Raw genomic sequence first — 24,586 nt, forward strand, 5'->3', positions numbered from 1 at the left:
CGCCGAGAAGCCCCGGCGCCGGCCGGGACGGGCCCCCTCGGACCCGTCCCCGCCGCCGCTCCCCCACCCGGGCTGCGCGGCGGGCTGTCCGGGTCCGGGCTGCGCGGCCCCGTAGACGGGCCGGGCGCCCGGTGCGGGTGCGCCGGCGGGCGGCCAGGGAGCCTGGGACGGGCGGTCGCCGACCGGCGGGATCGGCTGCGTGTGCTGGGTCTCGGCGTCGACGCGCGGGTCGCGGGGCTCGGACATGGGGGCTCTCCTCCTGGGAACGGCCGGGCCCGGCCCGCCGGGAAGGGCGGTACGGGCGGATCTGCTCCCCAGTATCCCGGTCGGCACTGAAACGACGCTGAGAGCCCTCACCGCCGGCCGGGAGTTGCCCGGGAGTGGCTCGGACGAGCTCTGGGCGCGACCCGGACGTCCGCGGTGCGACCGACAGCCCCCTTCCGGTTTCGCCCTGCGCGTAGGAAACCCGCCGTCCGGGACGGCGCCGCGGCCCCGCCCTAGAATCGGGACCACCGACCACGTGAGGGAGATCATGCACTGGTGCCCCGTGTCCCGCCGCGCCGCCGCCGGCTGCGGCCTGGCGCTCGCCCTGCTCGTGCCCGTGGGAGCGGCCGTCGCCGAGCCGCCCGTGGACGTGCCCCCGGGCGAGCGCATCGTCAACGACTCCGGGGTGCTGCAGGACCCCGCGGCACTGGAGGCGGACGTGCGCGACCTCGCCACGGAGGAGGGCGTCAACCTCACGACGGTGTTCGTGGGCACGTTCACCAGTCCGACCGCGCCCGACGCGTGGCTGGAGGAGTTCGCCGCGCTCAACGGCTTCGGCAGCTCCGACGCGGTGCTGGTCGTGGCCACCGAGGACCGCCAGGCGCGCTTCGCGGCCTCCTCCGCCGGCCCCCTGGACGAGGCGCAGCAGGAGCGCATCTACCGCGAGCACATCTCCCCCGCCCTGTCCTCCGGGGACTGGGACGGCGCGGTCCGCGGAGCGGTCGAGGGCATCGACGCCGAGCTCAACGGCACCGGCGGCGGCGAGGAGGGTGCCTCCGGCGCCGGTGCGGGCGCGGGCATCCTGGGCCTCGGCGCCCTGGGCCTGGGCGGGCTGGCCGTCTACGGCATCGCCTCCCGGAACAAGAAGCGCCGGCAGCGCGGGCACCCGCAGGACGGCCGGCCGGCCGCGCAGGAGCACCCGGCCGGCCCCTATCCGGACGTGCCGGTGCCCGAGCTGCGCAAGCGCGCCGGGACGCTGCTGGTGGCCACCGACAACGCGATCCAGCACTCCGAGCAGGAGCTGGCCTTCGCCCAGCTGCAGTACGGGGACGAGCAGGTGGAGCCCTTCCGCCGTGCCGTCCAGGACGCCAAGAAGCACATGCAGGCCTCCTTCGCCCTGCAGCAGCAGCTCGAGGACCACATCCCGGACACCGAGGAGCAGCAGCGGGCCTGGCTCGCCGAGATCATCGCCCGGTCGCAGGACGCCCAGCGCCCCCTCCAGGAGCACCAGAAGGCCTTCAGCTCCCTGCGGCAGCTGGAGACCCGGGCCCCGGACGCGCTGGCGGACGTCCAGCGCGAGGCCGAGGCCGTGCGGCCCCGCTTCGGCACCGCCGACGCCCGGCTGCGCGAGCTCGCCGGCCGCTACAACGACACCGCGCTCGCCCCGGTCCGCGACAACATCGACCAGGCCCGCGACCGCCTCGACTTCGTGGGCGCCGCCGTGGACGAGGCCCGCGAGGAGCTCGCGGCCGGCCGCACGAGCGACGCCGTGGTGGACATCCGCGCGGCCGAGGAGGGCGTGGGCCAGGCCCGGGGCCTGCTCGACGCCGTGGACCACGCCGCCACCGAGCTCGCCGCCGCCGAGGAGTCCCTCCGGGACGCCGTGACGATCGCCCAGCGGGACGTCGCCGAGGCGGACGCCCTCGTCCGGCGCGGGTCCAACCCGGAGCTGGCCGGGGCCGTGGCCGGGGTCGCCGCCGTGCTGGGCACCGTCGAGGAGCAGATGCGCGCCGGGCGGATCGACCCGCTCGGGCTCAGCCGCCGGCTGGCCGTGGCCAAGGACGAGCTCGACAAGGGGCTCGCCTCCGTGCGCTCGCAGAACGACCGCGACCGCTCCGCGCGGGAGACCCTGGCCCACACCCTCGTCTCCGCGCAGGCCCAGGTCAGCTCGGCCAGCGAGTACATCTGGGCCCGCCGCGGCGGGGTGGGACCGGAGGCCCGCACCCGCCTCGCCGAGGCCGAGCGCTGCCTGGAGGCCGCCCAGCAGGCACGGCAGTCGCAGCCCTCCGAGGCTGTCGGCTACGCCAACCAGGCGATCCGGCTCGCCGGCGAGGCCCAGTACGCCGCGCAGCGCGACGTGGAGTCCTTCTCCTACGGCGGCTTCGGCGGGCCGATGGGCATGGGCGGCTACCGGGGCCGGTCCAACAGCGGGCTCGGCGGGGCGATGCTCGGCGGGATCCTGCTCGGCTCCATCCTCAACGGCGGCGGCGGCTTCGGCGGGGGCGGCTTCAGCGGCGGCGACGGTGGTGGCGGCGGCTTCGGCGGCAGCTTCGGCGGCGGCTTCGGCGGCGACATCGGCGGCGGGTTCTGAGCGCCGCCGCCCGACCGGACCGCGGCCCGCCCGGCCAGGACCACGACCGCCACGACGACCACGACCAGGACTACGACCACGACCGTCCGACGATCCGGGAGACCCCTCCCGGCAGCACCAGAGGAGACAAGGAACGATGATCAAGCAGTCCATCTTCGGCCGCATCGCCCAGCTCGCGAAGGCCAACATCAACGCCATGATCGACGCCGCCGAGGACCCGCAGCTCATGCTGGACCAGATGGTGCGCGACTACACCGAGAACATCCGGGAGGCCGAGGCCGCGGTCGCCCAGACCATCGGCAGTCTCCGCCTGCTCGAGCAGGACCACGCGGAGGACGTGCGCGAGGCCCAGGAGTGGGGCAACAAGGCCCTGGCCGCCTCCAACCGGGCCGAGGAGTTCCGCGCCTCGGGCAAGGGCTCCGAGGCCGAGAAGTTCGACAACCTCGCCAAGGTGGCCCTCCAGCGCCAGATCCAGTACGAGACGGAGGCGCGGGGCACCGAGCCGCAGATCCAGTCCCAGACCCAGGTCGTGGACAAGCTCAAGGACGGGCTCAACAAGATGCGCGGGAAGCTCCAGGAGCTGTCCAACAAGCGCGACGAGCTCAACGCCCGGCAGAAGTCCGTCCAGGCGCAGTCGCAGGTCCAGGACGCCATCAAGGCCTTCGACGTGCTCGACCCGACCAGCGAGGTCTCCCGCTTCGAGGACAAGATCCGCCGCGAGGAGGCCCGCCTGCTCGGCCAGCAGGAGCTCGCCTCCTCCTCCCTCGACGCGCAGTTCGAGTCCCTGGAGGCCCTGGGCCAGCAGAGCGAGATCGAGGCCCGGCTGGCGGCGCTGAAGTCCCGCAACGCCGAGCGGATCGTCTCCTCCGAAGAGGTCTGACGGGCGGCTGCCCCGCACGCCGGAGGCCCCACGGCCGTGCGCCGTGGGGCCTCCGCCGTACCCGGGGGCCGTGCGCTGCGCCGCCCCGCCGGGTGCCGGGATGACGACGACCACGGCGGGGCGGCGGACACGGCGAAGGCCCCCGGACCGTGACGGTCCGGGGGCCTTCCGTGGTTGCGGGGGCAAGATTTGAACTTGCGACCTCTGGGTTATGAGCCCAGCGAGCTACCGAACTGCTCCACCCCGCGGCGACAGGTACGACTATACGTGCCGCGGGGTGGAGCCGCAAACCGGCTACTCGGCGGGCTCCTCGGCGGGCTGCTCGGGGGCCAGCGCGCCCTCGGCCTCCGGCTCGACGACGCCGTCCGCCTCGAGCGCCCGCTCGATGGCGTCCTGCAGCCGCTGCTGGGCCTCCCCGTAGGCGGTCCAGTCGCCGTCCGCGAGCGCCTGCTCCGACTCCTGGATCGCCCGGTTGGCCTCCAGCAGGGCGTCGTCGAGACCACCCGCAGGGGCCTCGCCGTCCGCCGGGGCCTCCCCGTCCGGGGACTGCGCCTCGGCGTCGTTCACGCCGGCGCCGGCGGAGGTCTGGGCGCCGGAGTCGCCGCCGAAGACCTCGTCGAGCGCCTCCTCCAGGGTGGGCGCGAAGCCCACCTCCTCGCCGAAGCCGACGAGCACGCGCCGCAGCGTGGGGTACGCGGCGTCGCCCGAGGACTGCACGTAGACCGGCTGCACGTAGAGCATGCCGCCGCCGGCGGGCAGGGTGAGCAGGTTGCCGTTGATCACCTCGGACGCGCCCTGGCGGAGCAGGTTCAGCTCCGTCGAGACGTCGGTGTCCGAGTTGAAGAGGTTCTGCGCCTGGCCGGGCCCGGGCACCACCGAGGAGCGCGGGAGCTCGAGCAGGCGCAGCGTGCCGTACTCCTCGCTCTTCACGCCGTCCTCACCGGTGCCGGCGTCGGAGTTGGCCGAGAGGTACCCGTACATCACGTTGCGGGTGTTGCCCGTCTCCGACTGCTGCGGGATGAAGGACGTGGTGAGGGAGAAGTTGGCCTCCTCCTCACCGGGCATCCGCATCGACAGGTAGTACGGGGGCAGCGCGACCTCGGAGTCCTGCGTCGGGTCGTTGGGCACGGACCAGACGTCGTCGTTCTGGTAGAAGCTGTTCGGGTCCGTCACGTGGTAGCGGTTGAGCAGCTCGCGCTGGACCTTGAACATGTCCTGCGGGTAGCGCACGTGGGCCATCAGCTCCGCCGACATCTCGGAGTAGGGCTTGAGCGTGTCCGGGAAGACGTTCTGCCACGCCTTCAGCACCGGGTCCTGGTCGTCCCAGGCGTACAGGGACACCGAGCCGTCGTAGGCGTTGACCGTGGCCTTGACCGAGTTGCGGATGTAGTTCACCCGCTCCGGCGGCAGGGTCGCGGCCGCGCCCTGGGCCGTCTGGGCGTCCTGCGTGGCCTCGTCCAGCACCGACGGCGTGGAGTACGGGTAGGCGTCGGAGGTGGTGTAGGCGTCGACGATCCACTGCACCTGACCGTCGATGATCGCCGGGTACGGCGCGCCGTCGACCGTCAGGTAGGGGGCGACCTTCTCGATCCGCTCGCGCGGGTCCCGGTCGTACAGGATCTGGGACTCCGGGCGCACGGCGTCCGACAGGAGCAGGTCCGAGGACTGGAACTTGATGCCGTAGGCCAGGCGGTTGAAGAAGTTGCCGATGCTGGGCCCGCCGTTGCCGGCGAACGTGGTCTTGGCGTCCCCGGCCTCGTCCCCGGCCGTCTGCGGGCGGTCGAGCTCGAGCGGCTCGTCGCCCTCCCCGCCGCCGACGATCGAGTACATCGGGGAGTTCTCGCCGAAGTAGATGCGCGGCTCGTAGTCGTCGGAGATGACGCCCCGGGAGGGGATGCCGGCCTGCATGAACTGCGGCTTGCCGTCCGCCTCGACCCGGCTGCCGTAGGCCGCGACCACGCCGTAGCCGTGGGTGTAGACCACGTGCTGGTTGTACCAGCCCTGGTTCTGGTCCGGGTTCAGCTCGCGCGTGGCGATGACCGTGTCCTGGACCTCGCCGTCGATCTCGTACCGGTCCACGTTGAGGGTGTCGGGGAACTGGTAGTACGGGCGGAACTGCTGCAGCTGGGAGAACGCGGAGGAGACCACGTTGGGGTCCAGCAGGCGGATGTTCGACGTCGTCTCGGTGTCCTGGCGCAGCGCGCCCTGCTCGGTCTGGGTGGTGGCGTCGTAGGGCATCACCTCGGCCGCGTCGAGCCCGTACGCCGAACGGGTGAGCTGGATGTTGCGCTCGATGTACTGGCTCTCCAGGGCCTGCTCGGTCGGGAGGACCTGGAAGCGCTGGACGATCCACGGGTAGATCCCGCCGGCCACGACCGCGACCACGAGCAGCATGGCCGTGCCGATCACCGGCAGCCGCCAGCGGCCGATGACGGACGCCACGACGAACAGGACCGCGACGATCAGTGCCGCCGCGGCGAGGATCGCCTTGGTGGGGATCACCGCGTTGACGTCGGTGTACAGCGCGCCGGTCCACTCCCCGGAGCTCGACTGCAGGGTGGAGTAGCGGTCCAGCCAGAAGTTCGCTGCCTGCAGCAGCAGGAACAGCGCGGCCAGCACGCCAAGGTGCACCCGGGAGGCCCGGGTGGTGGACAGGCCGCGCTCGGTGATCCGGATGCCGCCGTAGACGTAGTGCATCAGGATCCCGGCGACGCCGGCCAGCAGGACGGCCGAGACCAGGAAGCCGATGAGGAAGCGCAGGAACGGGAGGGTGAAGACGTAGAAGCCCAGGTCCAGGCCGAACTGCGGGTCCTCCTGGCCGAACGGCTCCTGGTTGAGGAACAGCAGGACGGTGTCCCACTGGGTCATCGCCGTGCTCGCCGCGAAGAGCCCGAACAGCACCGGCACGACGATCATGACGATCTTGCGGACCGGTTCGAGGGCCTCCTGGTAGCGGCGCAGGTTGTCGTCGACGATCGACTCGGCCGTGATGGGCCGGCTGCGGTAGGCGAGGAACAGGCTCGCGAACATCAGCGCGGCCACGAGCACCGCGGAGACCACGAAGATCGCGATCTTCGTGGCGTTCTCGGTGAAGAACACGCTCAGGTAACCCAGGTGGTCGTACCACAGGACGTCGGTGTAGAGCTGGGTCAGCCCCACGAAGGCGGCCACGAGGACGAGCACGATGACGACGGTCGGCCACAGCGCACCCCGTTTCCGCCGCTGTCCTGCTGGCTGCTGCCTCGGTGGTCGGGGGGCTGTGGGTCCGGCGGTCACTGGTTACCTCTGCATTTCGCGTCGATCGTCAGATGTGGTGCGTCAGGTCGTGGGTGCTGCACTGCCCCGGGCGGGATCGGGTCCGCCGACGGATCGACGGGGGGCCCCGACCATTCTGCCCGGGCCGTTCTCGGGGGTGCAATCGTGCACGCGGCGGCCCTCATGTGTCGGTGCACCCGGGCAGCGCCGAGAGATCCCCGCCCTCGCCGACGGCCTCCGCGGCGGCCACGGCGTCGTCGAGGGTGCGCACGGACACCACCGTCAGTCCTGCGGGCACGTGTCCCCGGGCCTCGGCGCAGTTGCCCTCGGGGACCAGGAACACCTCGGCCCCGGCCTGCTGCGCCCCCTCGAGCTTCTGCCGGATCCCGCCGATGGGCCCGACGTTCCCCTCCGGGGTGATGGTGCCGGTGCCCGCCAGGTGGCGGTCGCCGGCGATCGAGCCCGGGGTCATCTCGTCCACGATCCCGAGGGCGAACATCATGCCTGCGCTGGGGCCGCCGACCTCGTCGAGCTCGAAGTCCACGTCCACGGGGAAGTCGAAGTCGGGCACCAGGAACACGCCGAGCTGCCAGGCGCCGGTCGCCTCGTCCCGCACGGTGTCCACCGCGACCTCGCGCGGCTCGCCGGAGCGCTCGACCTCCAGGCGCACGCCCCGCTCCCCCGCCGCGTCGAGCGCGCCCTTGAGGCCGGCCAGGGACGAGACGGTCGAGCCGTCGACGCGGCGCAGCACGTCGCCGCTCTCCAGGACCCCGTCGGCCGGGCCGCCGGGCACGGTGCCGTGCACCGACAGCTCCGTGTCGAAGCCGATGCCCAGGTGGCCCAGGGCCGCCGCGACGGCGTGCTCCTGCGAGGAGGACATCGCCAGCATCCCGGCGTCGTCCACGTCCTGGCCGGAGACCTCCCGCGGATAGAGGCTGTCGGCCGGCACCACGGAGGCGGAGGGGTCCAGCCAGGATCCCAGGACCGTGAGGACGTTGACGTTCTTGGCGGGGCCCCCGGTCACGTAGACCGTGGTGAGGTCCAGGACGGAGTCGCTCGGATAGGTCGGCGCGCCGCTCACGCCCAGCAGCTGCCGGCCGTCGTGCTCCCCCACCGTGTTGAACGTGGGCCCCGGCGACTCGATCACGAACGGCGCGGGCAGCACCGTCCCGGCGAGCAGCAGCCCGGCAGACCCCAGCAGCGCCCACGACTCGAGGCTCCGGCGGCGCAGGCCGCGGCGCGGGCGGGGGGAAAGGGTCACGGGCAGTCCTCAGCGGTCGTCGGTGGGGTGGAGCCGGGCGCCTCCCGGTCCGGACGGTCCAGTTTATCGCGGCCGAGCCCCCCGTGAGCTTCCAGCGAACTGGGAGTTGGCCCATGGTCGGCCCGGACCGCGGATCGCTAGGCTGGACGCAGAGACGTCGGGAGCGCCCGCGCGCCCCGATCCCGTGACCGATACGACGAAACGGTGGACCCATGACTCCGCAGCCCCCCAACGACCGCTCCGGGGACACCCCCGGGGACGACTCCGGCGACCACCGCAAGGACCCCTTCCAGGAGATGCTCGAGCGCCTCATGGGCCAGGGCGGGATGAGCCCCGAGGACCTGGGCCGCGCCGGGATCCCGATGGACCCGCAGGCGATGTCCATGATGTTCCAGCAGATCCAGTCCATGATGGGCGCCGGCGCCGGCGAGGGCCCGGTGAACTGGAAGCTCGCCCACGACCAGGCCCGCCGGATCGCCGCGGCGGACGGCGACCCCTCCGTCACGACCGCCCAGCGAGGGGCGGTGGAGGACGCCATGCGGCTGGCCGAGCTGTGGCTGGTGGACCACACCGAGTTCGGGCAGACGTCGATCCGCCCGCAGGCGTGGTCGCGCGCGGAGTGGATCGAGGCCACGCAGGAGACGTGGAAGGACATGACCGGGCCCGTCGCCGAGTCGGTGACCCAGGCGCTCACCGACGCCCTCACCCAGCAGCTGCCCGCGGAGCTGTCGAGCATGATGGGCGGGGCCTCCGGGATGCTGGCCGGTGCCGGCGGGATGCTGTTCGGCATGCAGCTGGGGCAGGCCATCGGCGGGCTCTCCCGCGAGGTGCTCTGCTCCACCGACATCGGGCTGCCGCTGGCGGAGGGCCGGTCCGGGCTGCTGCCCGCCAGCATCAAGGAGTTCGGCGAGGGCCTGGACATCCCGGCGCAGGAGATCATGCTCTACATCGCCGTGCGCGAGGCCGCCCACGTCCGGCTGTTCTCGGCGCACCCCTGGCTGCGGGAGCACATCCTGGAGCTCATCAAGCGCTTCTCCGCGGGTATCCACATCGACATGTCCCGGATCGAGGAGGCGGCGCGGGACATCGACCCCATGGACCCCTCCAGCATGCAGGACGCCCTCTCCTCGGGGATCTTCGCCCCGCAGCAGACCCCGGACCAGGAGGCCACGCTGAAGCGGCTGGAGACGGTGCTGGCGCTCGTGGAGGGCTGGGTGCACGTGGTCACCGTGGACTCGACGGCCAACCTGCCCTCCGCGGGGGCCCTCTCGGAGACCGTGCGGCGCCGCCGTGCCTCCGGGGGCCCGGCCGAGCACGCCTTCGGGGCCCTGGTCGGACTCGAGCTGCGCCCGCGCCGGCTGCGCGAGGCGGCAGAGTTCTGGCAGTACGTCGGCGAGCGCCGCGGGATCCAGGACCGCGACGGGCTGTGGGAGGGCCCGGAGCTGCTGCCCACCGACCAGGACCTGGACGACCCCGAGGGCTTCTCCGAGCGCCGCGGACTGCTCACCGCCTCCGAGGACGAGGTCGACGCCGCGCTGCAGCGGCTGCTCTCGGGCGGCTACGAGGGTCCCGGCGCGGACGGCGGCGCCGGCCCGCAGCGGCCGGAGGACGAGGGGCCCCAGGGCGAGGGGCCTCAGGGCGGGGACGCGCCCCGCTGATCCTCCGCGGCCCGCCCGGCCCGCTGGGCCCAGGCGACCCCGTCGAGGAACGCCTGGGCCTTCCCGGCCAGCGGGTACCGGGCCTCCAGCTCCCGGAAGCGGGGGCTGTGGTCGGCCTCGAGGAGGTGCGCCAGCTCGTGCACCAGCACGAAGTCGAGGACCCACTCCGGGGCCTCCTGGAGCTGCGCCGAGATCCGGATCACCCCGGTGGCCGGCGTCGCCGAGCCCCACCGCGTGTTCTGCCGCGCCGACCAGCGCACGTCCGAGGGCCGGGCCCGGCCCTCGAGGTGGCGCCGGGACAGCTCCCGGGCGCGTTCCAGGAGCCGGTCGTCGGACCGGCGGTCGGCGCCCCTGGCCGCCTCCCGGCGGCGGCGCTCCACGACCCGGGGGACGAGCTCCCGGGTCCAGTGCTCGATCTCCCGCCGGGTCGCGGACTGCGGGACGGAGAGCACCACCGTGTCCTCGCTCCAGTGCGCGGACACGGTCTTGCGCCGGCGGGCGGAGCGGCGCACGACGACCTCGGGCTGCGACGGTACGGGCATGGGCTCATTGAACACGCCCGCGCCGCCGGCCGCGAACCGGTGGTCCGCGCGTGTGGACGGCCCCCGACGTGCACAGTGGACGGGCCGCGCTCGCGCGCGCGGCGGGTCCGGCCCGGGCCACAGTGACGGCATCCCGCCCGCCCGTCCGGAAGGTGCTCCCGTGCCGTTGCCCTCCGTCCCCGGTCCCCGCCCCGCGCCGCAGCCGGGCCCGCTCCGGCCCGAGCCGCCGCGCCCCGAGGAGGTGCACGTCCTGCTGCTGGGCCTGGACGACCTCGCGGCCGCCCTGGCCGTGCTCCTGCTGCGCTGCGGGGTGCTGGGGCTCAACGTCAACGACGGCTCGCCCGTGGCCGCCCCCGACCTGGGCACCGGCGTGTACCGTCCGGCCGATCTCGGCCGCCCCCGGGACGAGGCCCTGCGCCGGCGGCTGCGCGCGCTGGATCCCCGCTGCGTCCCGGTCAGCGCGCCGGAGCTGTTCCCCGGGGCGCTGCTGCCGGGCACCGTGGTGGTGCGCAGCACCGGGCACCCCCGGCCGGGCGGGGGCGCGGTGTGGGCGGAACCGGCCCTGGACCCGCGCCACCCCCTGGTGTCGCTGCACCACGCCGACGGCGCGCTGCTGCGCTGGCCCACGGTGCCCTGGGCGCACCGGCCGTGCCCGGACTGCCTGCGGGCCACCCTCGGTGCCCGGGCGCCCGGTCCGGTGCCCGGTGGCCCCGGTGCCGTGCTCACCGCGTGGGCGCGGCCCGCCCACGCGGCGGCCGTGGCCGGCGGTCTGGCCGTCGAGGTGCTCGCCGTGGCCCTGGACGCGCTGTGGGACGACGCCCTGGAGGGCGAGGCCGTCCCCGCGGAGCAGCAGGGCGCCCCGGAGGGGCCGGACGGCGGCTGGCCGCGCGCCCGGCTCCTCGCCCCGCCGTGGCCCGGCGACGGGACGCCGCTGGAGCTCGACCGCGGCCTCTGCCTGTGCGGACTCGGTCAGGCGTGAGCCCGGGCCCCCCGGCCGCGCGGGCCGCGGGCCCGGGGCGGCGGGGTCTCCCGCAGTCCGTCCAGGAACCGTGAGGGCTTGCGCGTGGGCCGCCCGCCCGGGGTGCGGGACAGCGTCCAGGACAGCACCAGGTGCTCGCGGGCCCGGGTGATCCCCACGTAGAGCAGGCGGCGCTCCTCGTCGATCTCGTCGGCGGTCTCGGCGAAGCCGATGGGCACGAGCCCCTCGCTGAGCCCGGCCAGGAACACGGCGTCCCACTCCAGGCCCTTGGCCGAGTGCAGGGACGCCAGGGTCACCCCGTTCATCACGGGGGCGTCCTGCTGGGCCGTGCGGCGCTCCAGCTCGGCCGCGAGGTCCGGCAGCAGGAGCTGCTCCCCGCGGGCCGCGGCCTCCTCGGCCATCCGGTCGGCGAGGGAGACGAGGGCGGCCAGGGACTCCCACCGCTCCCGCACCGCCCCGGTGGAGCGCGGCGCCCGGTCGGAGTAGCCCAGCGAGGAGAGGATGTCCCGCACCAGGCGGGTGGGCTCGTCCGAGGCCTCGGCGGCCCGCGCGGCCGTGCGCAGCTGCACCACGGCCTGCTTGACCTCCGGGCGGTTGAAGAAGCGCTCCGTGCCGCGCAGCTGGAACCCGATGCCCGCCTCGGCCAGGGCCGTCTCGAACGCCTGGGACTGCCCGTTCGTGCGGAACAGCACGGCGATCCCGGAGGCGGGCACGCCGTCGTCGATCAGGTCCCGGATGCGCGCGGCCGTTCCCGCGGCCTCGGCCTCGTCGTCCGGGTACTCGTTCCAGGACGGGCGGGGGCCGTCCGGGCGCTGGGCCACGAGGTGCAGCGGGGTCGCCCAGGAGCCGGGGGTCGAGCCCGGGCCCGGCCGGCGGGCGGCGAGCAGCCGGTTGGCGGTCTCCACGACCTGGGGGGTGGAGCGGTAGTCCCGCACGAGCCGGACCACCCGGGCCTCCGGGTGCCGGCGTGGGAACTCCAGCAGGTGCCGGGAGCTCGCGCCCGTGAAGGAGTAGATCGTCTGGGAGGCGTCGCCCACCACGCAGATGTTGTCCCGCCCGCCGAGCCAGGCGTCGAGCAGGCGCTGCTGGAGCGGGGAGACGTCCTGGTACTCGTCGACCACGAAGTGCCGGTACTGCTCGCGGACGGTCGCCGCCACGCGCTCGTCCTCCTCGAGCACGGCGACGGTCAGGAGCAGGACGTCCTCGAAGTCGATGAGGTGCCGGTCGGTCTTGAGCTCCTCGTAGGTCTGGTAGAGCCGCTGCACGGTGCGCACCTCGTAGCCCAGGGGCATGTCCCGCCGGGCCGCGCGGGCCGGGTAGGTGTCGGGGGTGAGCATCGAGACCTTGGCCCACTCGATCTCCGCGGCGAGGTCGCGCACGGCCGCGCGGTCCGTGGACAGGCGCATGTTCTGCGCGGCCTCGGTGATCAGCCGGGCCTTGTGCTCCACGAGCCCGGGCAGGGGCCCGCCCACCGCCTGCGGCCAGAAGTACTGGAGCTGGCGCAGCGCGGCGGCGTGGAACGTGCGCGTCTGCACCCCGCCGGCGCCCAGGCCGCGCAGACGGTTGCGCATCTCGTTCGCGGCGCGCGCCGTGAACGTCAGGGCCAGCACCTTCTGCGGGGTGTACACGCCCGTGGCGATGCCGTACGCGATCCGGTGGGTGATCGCCCGGGTCTTGCCCGTGCCGGCCCCCGCCAGGACGCACACGGGGCCGCGCAGCGTCGTCGCCACCTCCCGCTGCTCCGGGTCCAGCCCGGCGAGGACCCGCTCCTCGAGCCCGGCCTCCGAGAGCTCTCCGGCGTCCTCCCCGCTCACCACGCGGTCTCCGGCAGGTCCTCGCCGAGCCAGTGCTCGATGAGGGCGTGGGCGATCGAGACCCGCCCGGGCAGCGTCACGGACCCGGTGCGCGCGGCCTCCCGCAGCTCCGCCCGGGTGAACCAGCGCAGCTCCAGGATCTCCTGGCCGTCCGGGACGGCCGCGCCGGAGCGCACCACGGCCCGGCAGCCGAGCATCAGTGAGCGCGGGAACGGCCAGGGCTGGGAGCCGAGGTAGTCGACGTCCCCCACGACCAGCCCCGCCTCCTCGGCCACCTCCCGGACCACGGCCTGCTCGAGGGACTCCCCCGGCTCCACGAACCCGGCCAGCGTCGAGAACCGGTTGCCCTTCCACAGCGCCGAGCGGCCCAGCAGCAGCCGTTCCCGGACGGGGTCGGAGTGGCCGTCGCTGACGGCCACGATGATCGCGGGGTCGGTGCGCGGGAAGTGCAGGGAACGGTCGTCGGGGCACTGCCGCGCCCAGCCGGAGCGGATCACCTCGGTGGGCTCCCCGCACTGCGGACACCGGGGGTGGTCCCGGTGCCACAGCCCCACGGACTGGGCGGTGACCAGCAGCGCGGTGTCCGCGGCGGGGAGCACCGGGCCCAGCTCCCGCAGCCCGGCCCAGCGCAGCCCCTCCACCCCGCGCGCCGCGGCGGAGGCCGTCACCGCCGCCACGACGGGCTCGGGCACCGCGAACGGCTCGGCCGCCGCGTCCCCGTCCGCCGGCTCCGCCGCCGGGACGGCCCGCAGCAGCACGCGAGGGCCCCGCTCGCCCTCGGCGCCGGGCAGCCGGCCCAGGTAGACCTCCGGGCGGCGCGGGTCGTGGTCGACGCGCGGCACGTCGCCGACCGGCACGAGGACCAGGGCGTCGCCGGCCACGGGGGCGAGCCCGCCCGCGAGCACGAGCACGAGCGAGGAGGGGTCCTGGGCGGCGAGCACGCGGACGTCCTCGAGCTCGCGGTCGACGGCGTCGCGGTCGAAGGCGGTCGCGGCGAACGGCAGCCGGGCCGCGGAGAGGCGCCCGGGGGCCGGCGCGGAGGACGCGCCGGGGCCGGGCTCGGGCAGGGGAACGGTGGAGGCGGACACGCCTCCCACTGTAGCGATCCCGGCGGACCCCGGAGCGGGCCGGCCGGTGGGCGGGGACGGCGGTGGTCGCCCCCGACCGGGCCTCTTGTAGGGTGAACGCCGTGAGCACCTCCCTCGAGCACCTGGCCGCCGTCGCCGCCGCAGGCGTCCCCGGACTCGCGCCCGTGGCCGTGGGCCCCTCCCCGGATGACGACGCCGACTTCCGTTCCGCCGTGGTCCTCGACGCCGCGGGCCGCCGGTGGCGGGTGCGCTCGCCGCTGAGCCCCGAGGCGAGCGTGCGCCTGGAGACGGAGCACCTGGTGCTGCGCTGCTTCACCCCCGCGATCCGCTCCCGGCTGCCCTTCCTCGTGCCCACCGCGGCGGGCTCGGTCGAGGACGGGCACCTGCACGCCTTCGTGCACTCGCACATCGAGGGCGCGCCGCTGGACATCGACGAGCTCGCCCGCATGGCCTCCGCCCCGGACCCGGAGCACCACCGGCACGTCCCCAGCGCCGAGCCGCCCCCCACCCTGAGCGTGCAGCTCGGGCGCCTGCTGGCCGCGATCCACGCCCTGCCGCCGGCGCTGGTGCTGGACGCGGACCTGCCGAGCTACACGGCCGAGCAGTGCCGGCAGCGGCGCGTGGTCGAGCTGCGCCGGGCCGCCGCCACGGGCCGGGTGCCCGCGGCGCTGCTGCACCGGTGGGAGCAGGTCCTCGAGGACCGGGCCGTGTGGCAGTTCCCGCCCCGGGTGGTCCACGGCGACCTGCAGGAGGACGACCTGCTGATCTCCCGCGGCCGGGTGCGCGGGGTCACCGGCTGGACGGACCTGCACGTGGGCGATCCCGCGGGGGACTTCGCGTGGCTGCTCGCGGCGCGGGACGCCCGCCTCGCCGAGGGCGTGCTGGGGGCCTACGCCGCGGCCTGCCGCCGCACGTCGTTCCAGGCCCCGGACCGGGAGCCGGACCCGCATCTGCTGGACCGTGCCCGGCTGGACGCGGAGCTCGCCCTCGCGCAGTGGCTGGTGCGCGCGGTGGACCGCGGGATGGACGGTCTCGTGGCGGACGCGGAGCAGATGCTCGACACGCTCGCCCAGGACGTCGCCCGGCGCTCCGCCGCGGAGGCGCAGGCGACCGGGGCGCCGGCCGCCGGGGAGGCGGCGGCCCCGGACGGGGAGTCCGGGGACAGCACCGGGGACCGGGACACCGGGGACAGTGCCGGGGACAGGGCACGAGACGCGGCTGACGGCGGCGTCCCGCGCCCGGCGGCGGGGCCCGGACGGACCGCGGGTGCGCCGCCGGCGGACGGGCCCGGTCAGGACCGCAGCACCACGTCGTAGGCCTCGCGGATCACCGCCTCCAGCTCCTCGGCCCCGGAGAGGTCGTGCGGGCGGACCACCCGGTCCTCGGCCACGTAGTAGAACGCCGCGGTCACCTCCTCGAGCGGGATGCCCCGCAGGCGGGACCACGCGAGCCGGTAGACGGCCAGCTGCGCCGAGCGCTCCCGCAGCTCCCGTCCGGCCGGTGCCCGCCCGGTCTTCCAGTCGACGAGCTCCCACGTGCCGTCGCCGTTGCGGAACACCGCGTCCACGCGCCCGCGCACCGTGATCCCGGCGATCGGGGTCTCGAGCGGGAACTCCACGGCGTGCGGCTGCCGGTCCGCCCAGGGGCTCGAGCGGAACGTCGCCGCGAGCTCGGGAAGGTCGTAGGCCTCGTCGACGTACTCGTCGGCCGTGCCGGGCAGCTCGCCGACGTCGAAGATCGCGGAGCTGCCGTAGTACTGCTCGATCCACGCGTGGAAGGTCGTGCCGCGCCGGGCGGCGGTGCCGGGCCGCCGGGGCATGGGGCGCCGCAGACCCGAGACGACCTCGAGCGGGTCGCGGGCCAGCGCGACGAGCGTCGACGCGGAGACGTGGGACGGCATGGGCACGGACCGCTCGGCCCGTGCGTCCTCGTGCCGGGCCAGCAGGATCCGGGCCTCCTCGGACCAGCGCCGCGGGTCCGGTGAGCGTCCGTCGCGCTCCCCGGCGCCGAGCAGGTCCTCGACGTCGAGGTCCGCGGTGTCCTCGAAGCCGCGCTCCCGGACCGCCCGGGCGGCCCGCTCCAGGCGGGACCGGCGCCCGAGGTGGGCCGGCGGGCTCACCCGCACGGTCTCCGTGCCGTCCTCCCCCGTGACCGTCTCGGTGATCTCCGGGCCCTCCAGCGGGTCGTAGGGCCACGGCGCGCTCAGCACGGTGGCGGCGGCCGGGTTGCGCGCCCCCTCGGGCACCTCGGCCCACGGCCCGAGCCGGACGGCCGGTGCCGCCCCCTCGGTCAGCGGCGCCAGCTCGGCCACGAAGCGGGAGGGCTCCTGCCCCTTGGCGGCGGTGCCCCGGAAGACGGTGCTGGAGAGCTCCAGCACCGACCGGGCACGGGTCACCGCCACGTACGCCAGCCGCCGCTCCTCGTCCTCGGCGTGCTGCGCCGCGAGCTCGACGAACTCCGTGTGGGACTCCTCGAGGGCCTTGAGGTCGGTGGTGTCCACGGACCACTGCGGCAGGAACCGGGCGTCCCCGCGCAGCGGCCACGCGAGGGCGCCGGTGTCGAGGGTCCAGCGCGCGGGGTTGTCGGTCGGGAAGTTCTTGGCGTTGAGGCCGGGCACGTAGACGTGGTCCCACTCCAGGCCCTTGGACGAGTGCACGGTGACCAGCTGCACGGCGTCGTGCCGGGTGCGGTCGGGACCCGGCTCGAGCCCGTTCTCCTCCGCCAGCGTGACGTCGAGCCAGGCGAGGAACGCCGACACGTCGCCGGTCGCGGAGGAGGCGGTGAAGGACTGCGCCGCCTCCTGGAAGGTGTCCAGGTTGCGCCGCGCCTGGTGGGACGAGCGGTGCGGGTGCGCGGCGACCTCGATGTCGAGGCCGAGGACCGTCTCGATCTCGTGCAGCAGGCTGGGCAGGTCGTCGGAGAGGTAGGAGCGCAGGTGCCCCAGCTCGGCCCGCAGCCTGCCGAGCCGGTGCCGGGCGGCCTCGGACAGGGTCCGGCCGTGCGCGGAGGTCCAGCCCGGGCGAGGGAGGGTCTCCAGCGCCTCGACCAGCGAGGCGTGGTCGGAGAGGTCCGGCTCGACCAGGGCCTCCTCCTCCGCCTCCTCCGCGGTCACGGGGCTCTCGAGGTCCTCCGGCCGCCCGGCCTGCGCGGCCTCGGTCCGGCGTCGCTCCAGGTGCGATGCCCAGTCGGACAGCACCATGAGGTCCCGGGCCCCGATCCGCCACCGGGCCCCCGCGAGCAGGCGCACCAGGGCGTCCGAGCGGCCGGGGTCGTCCAGCACCCGCAGCGTCGCGACGACGTCGGAAACCTCCGGGGTGCTGAGCAGCCCGCCGAGGCCCACGACCTCGTAGGGGATGCCGCGGGCGGCGAGCTCCCGGCGCACGGGCTCGATCTGGGCCCGCTTGCGGCACAGCACCGCCATGGTGGGCATCTCGTCCTCCGGGTCCCCGCGGCGCTCCTCGCGGCGGGCGCCGATCTGCTCGGCGAGGGCGGCCGCCTCCTCGACGTCGGTCGCGTACCGGCTGAGCCGCACGTGCCCGGGACCGGCGCCGGGCCGGGGCGTGAGCTCGGGGACGGTCAGGGAGGACGCCCCCCGCGCCCACGCCGGCAGGGTCCGCAGGGGGGCGGCGAGGGTGTTGGCGACGTCGAGGATGCCGGCGTCGTTGCGCCACGCCGTCGTGAGGAAGCTGGGCTCCCCGTCCTGGCCGGGGGCGACCGGGAAGGAGTCGTAGAAGCCGAACAGCTGGCCGGCCGAGGCCCCGCGGAAGCCGTAGATCGACTGCTGGGGATCACCCACGGCCATCACGGAGTGGCCCTGCCCGAACAGGGCCGCGAAGAGCCGCAGCTGGGCGTGCGAGGTGTCCTGGAACTCGTCGAGGAGCACCACGCGGTGCTGCTCCCGCTCGGTCCGGCGGGCGGCGGGGTCCTGCTCGGCCAGCCGGGCCGCCGCGGAGAGCAGGTCCCCGAAGTCCATGGCCTGGGCCTCCTCCTTGCGCCGGGCGAAGTCGGCCACGAGCTCGGCGAGCACCCACGCGGTGCGCTGGTTCTCCTCGACCTTCTTCAGCGACGCGCCGAGGGTCTTCTTCCGCCGGCCCGGCGGGGTGGTGGCCAGCTCGCCCAGGAGCCCGGCCGCGAAGCGCTCCACGGCCGCCGGGTCCACGAGGTGCTCCGCGCAGGCCGAGGCGAGGTCGAGGACGGCGCGGACCATGGTGGACTTCGCGGGCATGGCCTCGAGCAGCTCCCCGGTCCACGCCTCGACGGTCTGGGCGGCGATCTGCCACGTCCGGGCCTGGCCCAGCAGCGTGGTGTCCGGCTCGATGCCGATCCGCAGCCCGTAGTTGCGCACGAGGGTGTTGGCGTAGGAGTGGTAGGTGCTGACGGTCGGGTCCTGGGGCGCGGCCGGGACGTCGTCGTCCTCGGCGCCGGCGGGCGCCACGAGCCCCTCGGCGCGCAGGCGTGCGAGCCGGGAGCGCATCCGCTCCCCCAGCTCCCCGGCGGCCTTGCGGGTGAAGGTGACGCCGAGGACCTGGTCGGGGGCCACGATGCCGTTGGCCACGAGCCACACGACCCGGTCGACCATGGTGGCGGTCTTGCCCGAGCCCGCGCCGGCGACCACGAGCCGGGGCGAGAGCGGGGCGGAGATCACGGCGGACTGCTGCTGCGTGGGGCGGTTGCCGCCGAGCAGCTCCGCGAGCTCCTCGGGGCTGTACCGGGGGTCGACGCCGCCGTAGGGGTGGTCCGGGTCGTGCCCGGTCCGCGCGGCGGGGGTGGCGGGGGCCTCGGTCATGGGGGCTGGGTCCTCCTGCGCTCCGGGGGTGGTGGCGCCGGGGCGCCCGGCGTGGGGTCCGGCGGACCCGGGTGCGGTCCTCACGGCTCGCTCACCTGCCGGCCCTCGGCGCACAGGGGGCAGATCTGCGGCAGCCGGCACCCGTGCCCGCCGAAGGCGCCCTCCGCCTGGTCGTGGCGGGAGACGAAGCGCTCCCCGGCCACCAGTTCCGCGGCGCGGGTGATCAGGTCCCGCGCCCAGGTGTCCGCCGGGTCCAGTGGGTCCTGCTGCTGCACGGAGGGGGACTTCGCCCGGGTCCCGAGCTGGACCAGGAGGGCACCGCCGGAGAGCTCCGTGACCGTGCCGCCGGGCAGCTCCAGGACGGCCTCGTCCTCGCCCGCGACCATGGCCGTCCCCGCGCCCGCGGACAGCGCCACCTGGTAGGCCGCCAGCTGGGGGTGCTCGGCGATCTTCGCCCCGGCCGGCTGGTTCCGGCCGGTCTTCAGGTCGACGACGACGTAGCGCCCCTGCTCGTCGAGCTCCAGCCGGTCCACGCGTCCGCGGAGCAGGGCGTCCCGGGCCCGTCCCTGGACGAGCACGCTGAAGGAGCCCTCCACCGAGGCCAGCCGCCGGCCGTGCCGGCTGCGGGCGTCCACCACGTACTGGGCGAACTTGCGCAGCATCTGCCGGGCGCGCTCCAGCTGCACCGCGGACTCCCACGTCTCCGGCAGCCCCAGCGTGGGCCAGCGGCGTTCGAGCTCGGCCACGAGCTCGGACCCGGAGGCCTCCGGCAGCTCCTCGGCGATGGCGTGCACGAGGGAGCCGAGGCTGCGACTGAGGTCGGTGGCGGCCTCGGCGCGGGAGGCCGCGACGAACCAGTCGAGCGGGGACCGGTGGATGGTCTCGATCCGCGACGGGGAGACGGGCACCGGGACCCCGTCGTCGAAGACCGGGGCCGTGCTGGAGAGCTCCGCCGCGCCCCACCAGGTGTCGGGGTGCGCCCCGGGCACCGGGCGCGGGGACGAGGCGATGCGGTGCAGCAGCCGTGCGGCGGCCTCGGCGCGCACGGGGTCCTCGTCGTACAGCTGCACCCACTGCCGCAGCTCCGCCACCAGGGCGCGCAGGGTCATGGGCCGGGGGGCGTCCACGACGGCCCGGACGCCGTCCCCCGGGCCCGTGCCCGGCGGGTCGACGAGGTCCAGGAACTCGGAGGGCTGCTGGTCCTCGTCGGAGGCCGCCGTCACCACGAGCGTGCCCCGGCTGCGGGAGACCGCGGCGGAGAAGGAGCGCAGCTCGTCGTGGCGGACCTCGCGCATCCGGGTGACCGGGGTGACCCGCGAGGCCTGCTCGACGCCGAGGTCCAGGGCGTCCGTGAGCAGGTCCGCGGCCAGCAGCTGCCCGCGCAGGCGGGTGTTCGGCCACACGCCCTCCTGGACCCCGGCGACGAAGACGACCGGCCACTGCCGGCCGGCCGAGGTGGCCGGGGTCATGATCTCGACGGTCTCGTCGGTCGGGGCGCGGGCGGCCAGGGTGTCCATGGGCAGCTCCTGGCTGTCGATGTAGTCCAGGAACTGCGCGGGGCTCGCGCCGGGCAGGTGGTCGACGTAGCGCTCGGCCGCCTCGAACAGGCCGACGACGGCGTCGAGGTCGCGGTCCGCCCGCTCGCCCGCGGGTCCGCCCTCCAGGGCGCGGCGGCGCCAGGACTCGGCCACCCCGGCGGCCTCCCACAGCGCCCACAGGACCGTCTCCGCGGTGGCGCCCTCCTCGCGCAGGGCGCGGCGGCCGGCCGTGAGCATCCGGGCGATCCTGCGGGCGGGCCCGGAGCGCACTCCCGCGGCGTCCAGCGCACCGGGGGCCACGAGGGCCTCGACGAGCAGGTCGTCGCTGGTCCGGCCGCCGCCGGCTGCGAGCTCCTCGCCCCGGAGCCGCTGGCGCAGCCGCCGGACGTCCATCGGGGAGGCGTTGCCTATCCGGGAGGACAGCAGCTCCACGGCCGCCTGCACCGTGAGGGCGGCGAAGTGCCCGCCCCCGTCCCGCTCGGCGGCCGCGGCGTCCGCCTCGGTCACGATCCGCAGGGCGCCCAGCAGCGGGCGCACCGCCGCCTCGTCCCGCACCGGTGTCTCGGCGGCGGACGTGCTGACGGGCACGCCCAGGGCCGAGAGCTGGCGCTCCAGGCTCTCCAGGTGGCGGCCGCTGCGCATGACCACGGCCATGTCCGCCAGGGGGACGTCCTGCACCAGGTGGCGCTCGAGGATCTCGTGGGCGATCCAGCGGGCCTCGTGCAGCGGGGAGGAGAGCACGACGGTGACGACCTCCCCCTCCCCCGCCACGTCGTCCGACGGTTCCAGCCGCCGCGGGTGCCGGGCGCCGGCCACGGCGGGGATGCGCTCCGCCACGCGCTGCCAGACCTCCGCCACCGCCGGCGGCATCCGGCGGCTCTCCCCCAGCAGGTGCCGCTCGAGCGGGCGGCCGGGCTCGGCGAGCCGGTCGTCGAGGGTGCGGAGCAGATCGGGCCGGGCTCCGCGGAAGCCCTGCACCACGGTGTCCGTGCAGGCGGTCAGCACGGCGTCCCGGCCCCGGCAGAGCACGGCGAGCAGCCGGTGGATCGAGGGCGTCGCCTCGTGGAGGTCGTCCACGAGCACCAGGTCGAGGCGCTCATGCTCGGCCCGCAGCAGATCCGGCTTCTGCTCGAGGACCCGCGCGGCCTCGGTCACCAGGGCCGAGGGGTCGTAGGACTCGGGCATCCGCAGCCGGCGCACGGCCTGGTACTCGGCGCGCATCGCGGCGGCGGCGGACCAGTCCGGGCGGCCCAGCCGGCGGGCGAGGTCGCGCAGCTCCCCGGGCGCGAGGTCGTACTCGGACATCCGGTCGAACAGCTCGCGCACCTCCTGCCGGAAGCCCCGCGTGCCCAGCGCCTCCCGCAGGTCCGCGGGCCAGACGACGGCGGCGCCCTCCCCCGCGGCGTGCCCGGCCATGAGCTCGCCGATCAGGACGTCCTGCTCGGGGCCGGACAGCAGCTTGGGGCTGTGGGCCACGCCGGGCAGCAGGCCCTCGTTCTGCGCCCGCCGGAGCAGGTCGAAGGCGTAGGACTGCCAGGCGCGCACCGGCGGGGTGCTCATGGTCGCGGACACGGAAGCGGTGAGCTCGTCCCGCACCCGGGCGGCGGAGAGCCGGGAGGGGGTGAGCACGAGCAGCCGGTCCGGGTCCAGGCCCGCCCGGATCCGGCGTGCCGCCAGCTCCACGAGCACCCGGGTGCGCCCGGTTCCGGGCCCGCCGAGCACGAGACGGGGCCCGCACCCGGCCGGCAGACCGGCCACGGCCTCCTGCTCGGGGGCCGGTTGCCACGGCGGCCGGGCGGGGCCGGCGCCGGACGGGGGCACGAGGTTCCAGCGCACCGGCCCCGCCCCGGGCGCCGCGGCGGTGCTGGTCGTCTGGGTGCTGTCCTCGGAGTGCCGCATGGGTCTCATCCCATCACGGCACTCCGACGGGATAACGCCACCGGCCGCGGCCACCCGTCAGGAGACATCCTGGGCCCCGGCCGTCGCCGGGGCGAGGACGTCCAGCAGCTCCCCGATCTCGTGGGCGGCGATGGCCGGGTGCCGGAAGGGCCGGTGACCGTCGACCGTGTAGTGGCTGCGGCGCCCGGTGCGGTGGCGGCGGAGGTAGCCGGCGGACTCGAGGTCCTTGAGGATCGCCAGCGTGGCGCGCGTGGTGATGCCCACCCGGGCGGCGATCTCGCTGACCCGGGCGTCCTGCGACTGGGCCACGGCCAGCAGCACGTGGCCGTGGTTGGTCAGGAAGGTCCAGGGCGGTCGGACGACCGCACCGGCGGGCGCGGGTCTCCGGGTCCGCCCGTCGCGCGGGCCCTCGTCGCGCGGCGGGACGGGAGCCGGCGCGTCGAGGTCCGGTACGTCGAGGTCCGGCGGATCGGGAGCCGGGGCGCCGGGGGCGGCCGAACGGGTCACGGCGAGCTCCTCCCGTGCAGCGGGCGGGTCACAGCTGGTCCAGCCGGCGGGAGCGCGCCGGGCGGTGCACCGCGAGCGGGGCGGCCGCCCCGAAGGCCACGAGGACCACGCCGGGTCCGTGCTCGACCGTGGGCACGGGCAGCTGGACCGGGGTGACCACCACCGGGGCCCCGGCCCGGTGCGCCGCGTGGGCCAGGGCGATGGCGCGGGCCTGCCGGGGGCCGCTGAGGCCGCAGCTGCGGTGCCAGACCACCTGCACCCGGAACGGCACGCCGGAGGCCTCCAGGACCGGCAGGGCGCGGGCGGCGACGGCTCGCGCGTCCTGCAGCGCCTCCTCGTGCACGTGGCGGCCGATGACGGCGTCGTCGGTGAACGCCGACCGGAGCATCGGCACCAGCAGCAGCGGCCGGCCCGCATCGGCGGCGATCCGGGCGGCTCGTCGGGCCACCGCCGCGGCCTCGGGGCCGTCGGTGATCACCGCGGCGACCGGGTGCCGGGCTCCGGTGGCGGAAACGTTCATCGGGCTTCTCCCTCGTGCTGTCGGTCGTGGTCGTCCCGGGCCCCGGGCCGGGACCCGCCCTCGGCGCCGCGGCCGGACGGGACGGCGGCGTCGTGGGTCTGCCCGGCCCGGCCCCGCGCGGGTCGGCGCCACAGCGGCTCGAGCGCGGCCGTCTCCTCCTCCGAGGCGGTGCGGAAGGGCGGGACGGGCGGGGCGGGAAGGGCGCGGCGGCCCTGGCCGCGGGTGGCGCGCAGGCTGGCGGCGATCGAGACGGTGAGGATCGTGGCGACCACCGCCAAGGAGATGCTGGTGGGGATGTAGACGATGTCGATCTTCAGCAGCATCTTGAGCCCCACCCAGACCAGCACCAGGGCCAGGCCGACCTTCAGGTACACGAAGCGGTGGATCAGGTCCACCAGCAGGAAGTACATCGCCCGCAGCCCCAGGATCGCGAAGGCGTTGGCCGTGAAGACCAGGAACACCTCCTCGGTCACCGCGAAGATCGCCGGGATCGAGTCCACCGCGAAGACGACGTCGGTGACCTCGATCAGCACCAGCACCGCCAGCAGCGGGGTGGCCAGCAGCACCCCGCCGCGGCGGACCAGCAGCTTCTGCCCGTGGTAGGTGTCGGTCATCGGCACGAAACGGCGGAACAGGCGCAGGACGGCGGACTGGTCCGGCTCCAGGTGCTGGTCGCGCTGGCGGATCATCCGCCACCCGGTGTAGAGCAGGAACGCGGCGAAGACGTAGAGGATCCAGGAGAAGTTCTGGATCAGCACCGCCCCGGCGGAGATAAAGATCCCGCGGAACACCAGCGCCCCGAGCACCCCCAGGAACAGCACCCGGTGCTGGAACTGCCGCGGCACCGCGAAGTAGCTGAAGATGATCGCCCAGACGAACACGTTGTCCACCGCCAGGGACTTCTCGATGAGGTAGCCGGCGAAGTACTGCTGGCCGAATTCCGCCCCCCATCCCCACCAGACGAGAGCTCCGAAGCCGACGCCGAAGGCAACCCACACCCCTGACCACAGGGCCGCCTCCCGCACCCCGATCACGTGGGCGTGCCGGTGGGCGAACAGGTCCACGGCCAGCATCAGCACGATGAAGCCGAGCACCGCGGCCCAGATCCAGAACGGGACGTCCATCACAGCACCTTCCGATCGATCCGATCGGAGGTCTCTCCCGGCCCGGTCCGGGCCCGCCCGCCGGACCCCTCCCGGGGCCGTAGTGACGACGGTGCGCTGGTGGGATACTCCCCTCCCTGCTCCGACAAGTGAAGCACTGTTCACCTGTCGGGGCAAGACC

The 24,586-nt window shown here is 75.2% G+C and carries 15 protein-coding genes, 1 tRNA gene and 1 pseudogene; 5 read left to right on the plus strand and 12 right to left on the minus strand.

The window, feature by feature from the left end; all coding sequences use genetic code 11:
- Positions 1 to 246, minus strand: a pseudogene (locus tag ABL57_RS10640) (hypothetical protein); the annotation flags it as partial.
- A gap of 286 nt (positions 247 to 532) precedes the next feature.
- Here ABL57_RS10640 and ABL57_RS10645 point away from each other — a divergent pair.
- Entirely contained in the window at positions 533 to 2,575 is a 2,043-nt protein-coding gene (locus ABL57_RS10645) for a YgcG family protein (protein WP_047803453.1), read from the plus strand.
- Positions 2,576 to 2,711: 136 nt separating this feature from the next.
- Positions 2,712 to 3,455, plus strand: coding sequence for a PspA/IM30 family protein (locus ABL57_RS10650; protein WP_047803454.1), 744 nt, complete (start codon positions 2,712 to 2,714; stop codon positions 3,453 to 3,455).
- Positions 3,456 to 3,626: 171 nt separating this feature from the next.
- Here ABL57_RS10650 and ABL57_RS10655 read toward each other — a convergent pair.
- The 3 genes from ABL57_RS10655 to ABL57_RS10665 form a co-directional block, all read right to left on the minus strand.
- A tRNA-Met gene (locus ABL57_RS10655) sits at positions 3,627 to 3,703 on the minus strand.
- Between the two features lie 46 nt (positions 3,704 to 3,749).
- Complete coding sequence (locus ABL57_RS10660) at positions 3,750 to 6,731, minus strand: UPF0182 family protein (protein ID WP_047803455.1); 2,982 nt, start codon at positions 6,729 to 6,731, stop codon at positions 3,750 to 3,752.
- A gap of 160 nt (positions 6,732 to 6,891) precedes the next feature.
- Positions 6,892 to 7,971, minus strand: a complete 1,080-nt coding sequence (locus tag ABL57_RS10665) for a PDZ domain-containing protein (RefSeq protein ID WP_047803456.1) — start codon at positions 7,969 to 7,971, stop codon at positions 6,892 to 6,894.
- Between the two features lie 212 nt (positions 7,972 to 8,183).
- On the opposite strand from ABL57_RS10665, the gene ABL57_RS10670 reads away from it, so the two are divergent.
- Positions 8,184 to 9,629 (plus strand): zinc-dependent metalloprotease, encoded by a 1,446-nt coding sequence (locus tag ABL57_RS10670; protein WP_047803457.1) that lies wholly within the window; start codon positions 8,184 to 8,186, stop codon positions 9,627 to 9,629.
- Here the strand turns inward: ABL57_RS10670 and ABL57_RS10675 are convergent.
- Positions 9,605 to 10,171 carry a M48 family metallopeptidase gene (locus tag ABL57_RS10675; protein WP_047803458.1) on the minus strand — a complete coding sequence of 189 codons (567 nt, stop codon included), beginning with the start codon at positions 10,169 to 10,171 and terminating at the stop codon, positions 9,605 to 9,607. The two genes, ABL57_RS10670 and ABL57_RS10675, sit on opposite strands and share 25 nt — an antisense overlap.
- 160 nt (positions 10,172 to 10,331) lie before the next feature.
- Between ABL57_RS10675 and ABL57_RS10680 the strand changes: the two genes are divergently transcribed.
- A complete protein-coding gene (locus ABL57_RS10680; protein WP_053004902.1) occupies positions 10,332 to 11,150 on the plus strand; it encodes a hypothetical protein in 819 nt (272 codons plus the stop codon).
- Here the strand turns inward: ABL57_RS10680 and ABL57_RS10685 are convergent.
- Positions 11,141 to 12,964, minus strand: a complete 1,824-nt coding sequence (locus tag ABL57_RS10685; protein WP_152683365.1) for an ATP-dependent helicase — start codon at positions 12,962 to 12,964, stop codon at positions 11,141 to 11,143. The two genes, ABL57_RS10680 and ABL57_RS10685, sit on opposite strands and share 10 nt — an antisense overlap.
- Positions 12,961 to 14,052, minus strand: coding sequence for an NAD(+) diphosphatase (gene nudC / locus ABL57_RS10690; protein WP_152683366.1), 1,092 nt, complete (start codon positions 14,050 to 14,052; stop codon positions 12,961 to 12,963). Before nudC ends, ABL57_RS10685 begins: the two co-directional genes overlap by 4 nt.
- Before the next feature lie 101 nt (positions 14,053 to 14,153).
- Between nudC and ABL57_RS10695 the strand changes: the two genes are divergently transcribed.
- A complete protein-coding gene (locus ABL57_RS10695) occupies positions 14,154 to 15,368 on the plus strand; it encodes a phosphotransferase (RefSeq protein ID WP_160310791.1) in 1,215 nt (404 codons plus the stop codon).
- On the opposite strand, the gene ABL57_RS10700 is transcribed toward ABL57_RS10695, so the two are convergent.
- From ABL57_RS10700 to ABL57_RS10720, 5 genes are all read right to left on the minus strand, one after another.
- Complete coding sequence (locus tag ABL57_RS10700) at positions 15,344 to 18,838, minus strand: ATP-dependent DNA helicase (protein ID WP_082157385.1); 3,495 nt, start codon at positions 18,836 to 18,838, stop codon at positions 15,344 to 15,346. The genes ABL57_RS10695 and ABL57_RS10700 overlap by 25 nt on opposite strands.
- An 80-nt stretch (positions 18,839 to 18,918) precedes the next feature.
- Positions 18,919 to 22,275, minus strand: a complete 3,357-nt coding sequence (locus ABL57_RS10705; RefSeq protein ID WP_053004904.1) for an ATP-dependent DNA helicase — start codon at positions 22,273 to 22,275, stop codon at positions 18,919 to 18,921.
- 57 nt (positions 22,276 to 22,332) lie between these two features.
- A complete protein-coding gene (locus ABL57_RS23530) occupies positions 22,333 to 22,782 on the minus strand; it encodes a helix-turn-helix transcriptional regulator (protein ID WP_371212479.1) in 450 nt (149 codons plus the stop codon).
- Between the two features lie 28 nt (positions 22,783 to 22,810).
- On the minus strand, positions 22,811 to 23,302 hold the full coding sequence (locus tag ABL57_RS10715; protein ID WP_047803461.1) for a hypothetical protein: 492 nt from the start codon (positions 23,300 to 23,302) through the stop codon (positions 22,811 to 22,813).
- Positions 23,299 to 24,426, minus strand: coding sequence for a TerC family protein (locus ABL57_RS10720; RefSeq protein WP_082157386.1), 1,128 nt, complete (start codon positions 24,424 to 24,426; stop codon positions 23,299 to 23,301). Before ABL57_RS10720 ends, ABL57_RS10715 begins: the two co-directional genes overlap by 4 nt.
- Positions 24,427 to 24,586 lie beyond the last annotated feature (160 nt).

It is taken from the genome of Kocuria sp. SM24M-10 (genome assembly GCF_001027955.1).
Taxonomy (GTDB): domain Bacteria; phylum Actinomycetota; class Actinomycetes; order Actinomycetales; family Micrococcaceae; genus Kocuria; species Kocuria oceani.

What these genes read in the sequence shown, in the direction of transcription:
- ABL57_RS10650 (WP_047803454.1), top strand. Translation starts at nt 2,712, where the DNA reads ATGATCAAGCAGTCCATCTTCGGCCGCATCGCCCAGCTCGCGAAGGCC.
- ABL57_RS10705 (WP_053004904.1), bottom strand. Translation starts at nt 22,275, where the DNA reads ATGCGGCACTCCGAGGACAGCACCCAGACGACCAGCACCGCCGCGGCG.
- ABL57_RS10700 (WP_082157385.1), bottom strand. Translation starts at nt 18,838, where the DNA reads ATGACCGAGGCCCCCGCCACCCCCGCCGCGCGGACCGGGCACGACCCG.
- ABL57_RS10670 (WP_047803457.1), top strand. Translation starts at nt 8,184, where the DNA reads ATGACTCCGCAGCCCCCCAACGACCGCTCCGGGGACACCCCCGGGGAC.
- ABL57_RS10715 (WP_047803461.1), bottom strand. Translation starts at nt 23,302, where the DNA reads ATGAACGTTTCCGCCACCGGAGCCCGGCACCCGGTCGCCGCGGTGATC.
- ABL57_RS10675 (WP_047803458.1), bottom strand. Translation starts at nt 10,171, where the DNA reads ATGCCCGTACCGTCGCAGCCCGAGGTCGTCGTGCGCCGCTCCGCCCGC.
- ABL57_RS10720 (WP_082157386.1), bottom strand. Translation starts at nt 24,426, where the DNA reads ATGGACGTCCCGTTCTGGATCTGGGCCGCGGTGCTCGGCTTCATCGTG.
- ABL57_RS10645 (WP_047803453.1), top strand. Translation starts at nt 533, where the DNA reads ATGCACTGGTGCCCCGTGTCCCGCCGCGCCGCCGCCGGCTGCGGCCTG.